Below are 6568 nucleotides of genomic sequence, written 5' to 3' on the forward strand. Positions count from 1 at the left end.
CCCAATCCGCCGCTGTTGCCCCATGCAAGGCAATATCGCCAATCTCTACATACCTGCCACCTATTTGTTGTACTACTTCTGGACGTAGTAAAACAGAACGCAATGCTGGCGGGTCTTGTAATGCCCAGGGATAATATGTCCAACTGTCCCCTACATATAATATTCGGGGGATATCTGAAAAAACACAGAAAGAGTAAAAAGACAAAAATACAAACAATCCAATTACTTTTTTCTTTAATCCATAACGCATGCTTTACTCCTTCAATTTTTATAACACTCCCTCTACCCTGCACCACCGTTGTAATTATACCATATCATTTGTCTCTTATTCAACATGGTTCTATTTTAAAATAGATGTTAAAATACGGAATAATATGTTGGCTATTTTATATTTTACATTAAGGAAATGATTATGAAATATCCCTGTTTTACATTATATTTTTTCTTTATATCTATGATTGTTTTCGTTTCGTTTTCTTATGCTGAGGAAGAAAACCTTATAAAGGCTATAGAGCCATCGTGTGCTTTTAGTTATGATGGGGATGACTTTTGTTGGTTCCATCCGCGGGTAGCGACAGTTCCTGTTATAAAAAATAACGGCTATTCGCGTGTGCTTATGACCCTGCAAAAACATTTGATGGTATCAGATTATTACTCCGGTATGTTTATCTCTTATACGGATGATGGGGGCAAAACATGGATGGAGCCTCAACCCGTCCCGGAATTAGATTGGGTAAAGGATGAAAATGGGCATATAGTAAGTGTTTGCGATGTTACACCGGGTTGGCACCCTCAAACCAAGAAATATATTGCTATCGGGATACGTTTGCGTTACGATGATAAAGGTCATCAGGTTCGGGACCGTAATGGCTGTTTGGAAGGGGCATATACTATCTTTGACCCTGAAAAAAATTCATGGATAAAATGGAAAAGTTTAGAGTTAGGTGGAGAATTGAAGGATACTTTTTCCATTATGCCCGGTTGCACGCAATGGATAATTGAACCGGATGGAACCATTCTCCTTCCTATTTATTTCGCAAAGACCCAGGAGGACAATAACAATAATTATTCCGCAACGGTGCTTCGATTGAAATTTGATGGGGAAAAACTTATTTATATGGAGCATGGGAATATTATTACACATAATGTTCCTCGCGGTATGTGCGAACCTTCTCTGGCAAAGTATAAGGATAGATATTACCTTACTATCAGAAATGATGAACGAGGATATGTAACATGGAGTAAGGATGGGTTAAATTATGAGCCTATACAGCCCTGGCTGTTTGACGATGGAAGTGAATTGGGCAGTTATAATACGCAACAGCACTGGGCAGTGCATAGCGACGGATTATTTCTCGTTTATACAAGGAAAGGTGCAAATAACGACCATATTATCCGACATCGGGCTCCTTTGTTTATTGCTCAGGTTAATACAGATACGGACAAAATATTTGTTATTCGTAAAACGGAACAAATTGTTTTTCCCGAACGCGGAGCCACTATGGGAAATTTTGGAGTTTCTGCTGTCTCTCCCGAAGAAACTTGGGTAACTGTGGGTGAGGGAATGTTCAACAAAGATGCAAAACAACGAGGGGCAAAAGGTTGTGTGCTTGTAGGTAGAATTATTTGGGCTAAACCCAATCAGCAAGTCATTTCTTATTTGCCCTCATTCCCAAAATGAAGTAATTATGGATATAGAAAACCTTATAGAAAATCAAACACTATTCGAGACTGAAATTCTTTCCTATGTGGAACATCCTTCTCGTTATTTAGGAACCGAATGGAATGCAATTCATAAATCTACAGAGGAAATTCGATTACGGGTTGCTCTGGTTTTCCCGGACTTATACGAATTAGGATTAGGGAATTTGGGTTTGCAGATTTTATATTCGCTATTAAACGCACATCCTCATATCTGGGCAGAACGGGTTTACGCACCGGATAAAGATTTAGAACAACTCCTCCGTCAAAAAAATTATCCTCTTTTCCTCTGGGAATCGAAAGACCCTGTTAAACAAGCCGATTGGGTGGGTATAACACTTCAATCGGAATTGACTTATACGACTGTGCTGAATATTTTAAACCTTGCCCATATTCCATTATACGCCAACGAACGCACCGATAAAGACCCTTTAATCTGTGCTGGGGGACCTTGTTGCTTTAATCCTGAACCTATGGCGCCTTTTATAGATTTCTTTGTTATTGGTGAAGGTGAAGACATCATTTTAGAGATATCTGAAATACTTCTCTCAAATAAAAGGGCAAGCCGTAATGAAAAATTGGGTTTGCTTTCTAAAATAAATGGCATTTATGTCCCCGATTCTATCCCTCTTACCTCCAACCAACAGGGTATTCCTGTACCGGATACTTCCACGAAGAAGGTTTTTCGTGCTATAACAAAAGAATTAACTACAAAGAATTACATAAGGAAGTATATAGTTCCTTTCGCTTCATTAATACATGATGGTTTATCCATCGAAGTAATGCGGGGTTGCACTCGGGGTTGTCGTTTTTGTCTTGCGGGCTGTGCCTTTCGACCTGTCCGAGAACGCTCTCCGGAAGAGGTCTCCTCTTTACTTTCATCTCTGCTACCTGACACAGGATTAGAAACGGTTAGTCTTGTCTCTCTCTCTACTTGTGACCATTCTAAAATCCAGGACCTCTTACAACAAACACGACAGATTACACAACCTTCTATGACCAGTATATCCCTGCCCTCTCTGCGTCTTGACTCCTTTTCTGTGATATTAGCGGATTCTATATCCTCTGTTCGCCGTAGCGGTTTAACCTTTGCCCCGGAAGCAGGCTCGGAAAGATTGCGGAAGATGATAAATAAGTCAGTAACCGATGAAGATTTAATGGAAATAATTCGTATTGCCTTTCAAAAAGGATGGACTCATATAAAACTGTATTTTATGATTGGTTTGCCCACAGAGACTGAGGAGGATTTAGATGCATTAATCAACTTATCAATCCAGTGTCTGAATACCGCAAAAAAAATTCGACACTCTGCACATATCCATCTTGGCATATCTACCTTCGTTCCCAAGCCATGGACTCCTTTCCAATGGGCAGAACAAATATCTTTAGAAGAAACAATAGAAAAACAAAAGAAAGTATTGAGCGGATTAAAAAAATACAAAGCCATAAAAATTAATTTCCACGCCCCTGAGTCCTCTTTTATTGAAGGGCTTCTTAGTCGTGGAGACCGCAGAACAAGTGCAATTATCTTATCCGCATGGGAACAAGGGGCAAAATTAGAAACTTCTGCGGACAAAATTTTTCTCGAACACTGGCTATATGCACTTGAAAAGCATAACTTAACAGGAAAAGATTTTCTCCGTGAACGAGACAAAGATGAGATATTCCCATGGGATTTCATTGACACAGGAATTAAAAAGGATTGGTTATATAACGAATGGCAAACAGCCCATCAATATAAAATTACTTCTGATTGCAGGGAAACGAATTGCCACCAATGTGGAATACAACATCGGGAAGGTTTCCATTGCATCCATTGGAAAAAAGAAAAAGACGAGCCAATCATAGAAATAGGGTCTCCTTCTCATTCATCACCGTCAATTACTCCATCTCCTCCAGCCCAAAGATTATTATTAAAAGTAGGCAAGGTTGGATTGGCTCGGTTTCTAAGCCATCTGGAATTTCAAACAGCATGGATTCGTATCCTTCGACGCGCACAACTGCCCTTAGCATATACACAGGGATACCATGCCCATGCTCGGATTAGCATTGCACTGCCTGCCCCTGTTGGAGAAATATTGCAAGAAGAATATATCGAAACATGGTTCCAAAAAGAACATAATACCAACGAAATCCAGCAGCAAATTCAATCTTCCTTACCTGAGGGATTCCTATTGCATACGGTTGAGTCCATTCCTTTATCAAGCCCTTCACTTATGGAGCGAGTAGCAGGACTACACTACGCAGTTATTATTGAAACAGAGAAGCCCTACGAAACAGAAAATATAAAAGAACTAACAACATTCATCCAAACACAGTTGGAAGAAATCTCACAAGACACTACATTAAATTCATTTGCAATAGAAACAAAAATAGAAAAAAATTCCCTATTATTGCTTTGGCAAACCCCTGTAATTAAAGGTAAATTTTTCAAACCCAAAACGCTGCGAGAATACCTCAAAAAAAACCAATTCCCCGTAAAATACTTCCAGTCCATCCGCCTTAAAACAATCCTCGACTCTTTCCCAAAAAATTCAGAATAACAAAGATTATCAAATTTCATAAAAGATTATTAATCTACGCTGAAAATTTAATCCCATTGTTAGTAGGCTGTTGTTATTGTTTTATTAGATTGCCCTATGAAAGAGGAAAAACTACTTTTTCTGTTCGAGCATCCTTTCTTTTTGCCAATTTCCTAACATATAAAAATGCTTATTTAATCTGATACTTAAAAATAATTTTGAAATTTTTTATAAAAAGATTGACATAAGAAAAAAAATGCTAAACTATATTTATTGGAAAATTGAATAATAAAGTAGTAGTAGCCCCAAACAAAAACCTCTACCCAAAAGGAGAACATGCCATGAAAACTCTGAAGTACATTTTACAGTATTATCCTCTTACAATTATTACAATATTTTTGTCGATTAGTTTAATAATCTCGATATTTATTGAAGGTAAAGTGTATGCTGCAAAAGAATATTGTCATTGTAATCCTTATACATGTACACCATCCTATCAGACATATGAATGTGATGATACTACTATACAGGGTCATGAACAATTCCCTAGGGATAGTCTCAAAGGATGTGTATGTAAAGGGCCAAAGAGTTTTCAAGCTTATATTAAAAACTATTTTTCTGAATGTGAAAAAAAAGATTCTGCTCCTCTTCTCGGTTGCTGTGATAATGCAAAAAATGATTGTGGTAAAATATGTGATGATGACTGTGGTAAATTATGTACTTTTATCCCATACACCGACGATCTTTGTCCTGCAAACCCAAACCAATGCACAGGCGAATGCAAAAATGTTGACCCTTAAATAGGGATTATTCTTTGAAGTTATTGAACATAAATATTTTTTGAAACACTAAAAAATAAATTTCCTATTATGTATGATTATTAAAAAAACAAGTTTTATAAATGTTCTTTTAATATTTATTTCTTCTGTTTTAATTAAACCGTTTTATACCTATTCTGAGGAATTCTGTGACTACCAAAATAAAACACACAATGTTATTGAAATGATTGAGTTGATAAAAGTAAGATTAAACATCTCTTCTTTGAAATGTAGATACACCTCTATTTTGATTAATAACGATCAAATTTCACCTGCCACATTCGACTTTATTTATCAGGAAGAAAATTGTGTTCGCTCAAGAGAAAAGATATATCCAGAAGAAATACAAAGAAACACAGAAAATAATACTCCAAAAAACTTATTGGAACTCTTATCCAAAAGACTTTCAAAAGAGAAGGGAACAGAATCGGGATTTGAGATTGATTACCATTATTACTATAATGGGGAATTTTATATCCGCTATTATCCCCTTGATTTCGATGAAAATGAAATTATTCGTATCGGAGCCACCAGATATTCTGACCCATCAGGACCCAGATGTGACCCTCGGTGGGTATTAGGTTATTTTGGTCTCAATCTCGGCACAAATAACGGAGCCGGTCCTTTTCGTAAAATACAAGAGTTCTTAGATACCCCAGGACCATTCTTTTATTATGAACAGGATAAATATAAGGTATTATGGCACACTACTACCTACTATCTTGATAAAGTTTCTGCTAAAGTAAACGGTACTGATAAAGAAGAGGTAGACCTCGAAATTTGGGTTGATGAAAATGGTTTTATTGTTAAACTTCAAGAAGGAGCATTCTGGACACGGAGACATGGACAGGATTATGTGAAAAAAATATTAGGAGAGGGATATTCCGTCAATTATAATTTCCCAAGTTATATCTGGCGAATATTTGAATTCCATGATATTAAAGAATTTGATAATGGTGCTCAATTACCTTTACGAGGTGTCTTCTATAGAGGAGCATACCCGATAAACACATCCTGTTTTAAAACTATAAAACAAGAATATGACGAGGGGAACATCAACAAAGTCGAAATGAATATAAAAGTATGTGCCATGTGTGAGAACATAACAAAACCAATTAAAGAATTAATCATCCATCCCGAAGGATTATCTGTAAATATTCCCTTACCGGAGAACTTATTTATTCCTCCAAAACTATCCCTTGAAAGAAGATTTGAGACAGAGGAGGAGTTCTTCGCATATCATCAAAAACAGAAAGAAATAAAATCAATATCAAACAAATCTTTCCTATATATTCCCAAAAAAGGTATTATTTTTATTATCTCGTGTTTATTTCTAGCATTAATCCTAATGTATTCATTTTATCGTTACTTTGGCTGGAGTTTCTTTTGAAATAATTTAAAATTGTATTACGCTATTTTATATAAGAAATTTACTACGACAAAATATTGAATACAATTTTTAAGTAAAAAAGGGAAGTAAAAAATGTTTCCTTCTATTTTTCTTTTTAGATATGAAATAAATTTATA

General features: G+C 36.2%; 5 protein-coding genes. 4 read left to right on the forward strand and 1 reads right to left on the reverse strand.

Annotated elements, in window-relative coordinates:
• Positions 1-250: hypothetical protein (locus tag PLA12_14100; GenBank protein HOQ33620.1), on the reverse strand; the 250-nt coding region annotated here is incomplete at its 3' end.
• A 162-nt stretch (positions 251-412) separates the two neighbouring features.
• On the opposite strand from PLA12_14100, the gene PLA12_14105 reads away from it, so the two are divergent.
• The 4 genes from PLA12_14105 to PLA12_14120 all read left to right on the forward strand — a co-directional run bounded on the left by PLA12_14105 (position 413) and on the right by PLA12_14120 (position 6431).
• Positions 413-1681, forward strand: coding sequence for a sialidase family protein (locus tag PLA12_14105; protein ID HOQ33621.1), 1269 nt, complete (start codon positions 413-415; stop codon positions 1679-1681).
• Positions 1682-1688: 7 nt separating this feature from the next.
• On the forward strand, positions 1689-4244 hold the full coding sequence (locus PLA12_14110) for a TIGR03960 family B12-binding radical SAM protein (GenBank protein HOQ33622.1): 2556 nt from the start codon (positions 1689-1691) through the stop codon (positions 4242-4244).
• Positions 4245-4564: 320 nt separating this feature from the next.
• The gene (locus PLA12_14115) at positions 4565-5023 is read left to right on the forward strand and encodes a hypothetical protein (GenBank protein HOQ33623.1); all 459 of its coding nucleotides are present in this window, start codon (positions 4565-4567) and stop codon (positions 5021-5023) included.
• Positions 5024-5225: 202 nt separating this feature from the next.
• Positions 5226-6431, forward strand: a complete 1206-nt coding sequence (locus PLA12_14120; GenBank protein ID HOQ33624.1) for a hypothetical protein — start codon at positions 5226-5228, stop codon at positions 6429-6431.
• The last annotated feature ends 137 nt before the right edge of the window (positions 6432-6568 follow it).

The sequence above is a fragment of the Candidatus Hydrogenedens sp. genome (assembly GCA_035378955.1).
In the GTDB taxonomy this organism is placed as follows: Bacteria; Hydrogenedentota; Hydrogenedentia; order Hydrogenedentales; family Hydrogenedentaceae; genus Hydrogenedens.

Coding starts and splice junctions, on each gene's coding strand:
- PLA12_14120 (HOQ33624.1), top strand. CDS start 5,226: ATGATTGAGTTGATAAAAGTAAGATTAAACATCTCTTCTTTGAAATGT.
- PLA12_14105 (HOQ33621.1), top strand. CDS start 413: ATGAAATATCCCTGTTTTACATTATATTTTTTCTTTATATCTATGATT.
- PLA12_14110 (HOQ33622.1), top strand. CDS start 1,689: ATGGATATAGAAAACCTTATAGAAAATCAAACACTATTCGAGACTGAA.
- PLA12_14115 (HOQ33623.1), top strand. CDS start 4,565: ATGAAAACTCTGAAGTACATTTTACAGTATTATCCTCTTACAATTATT.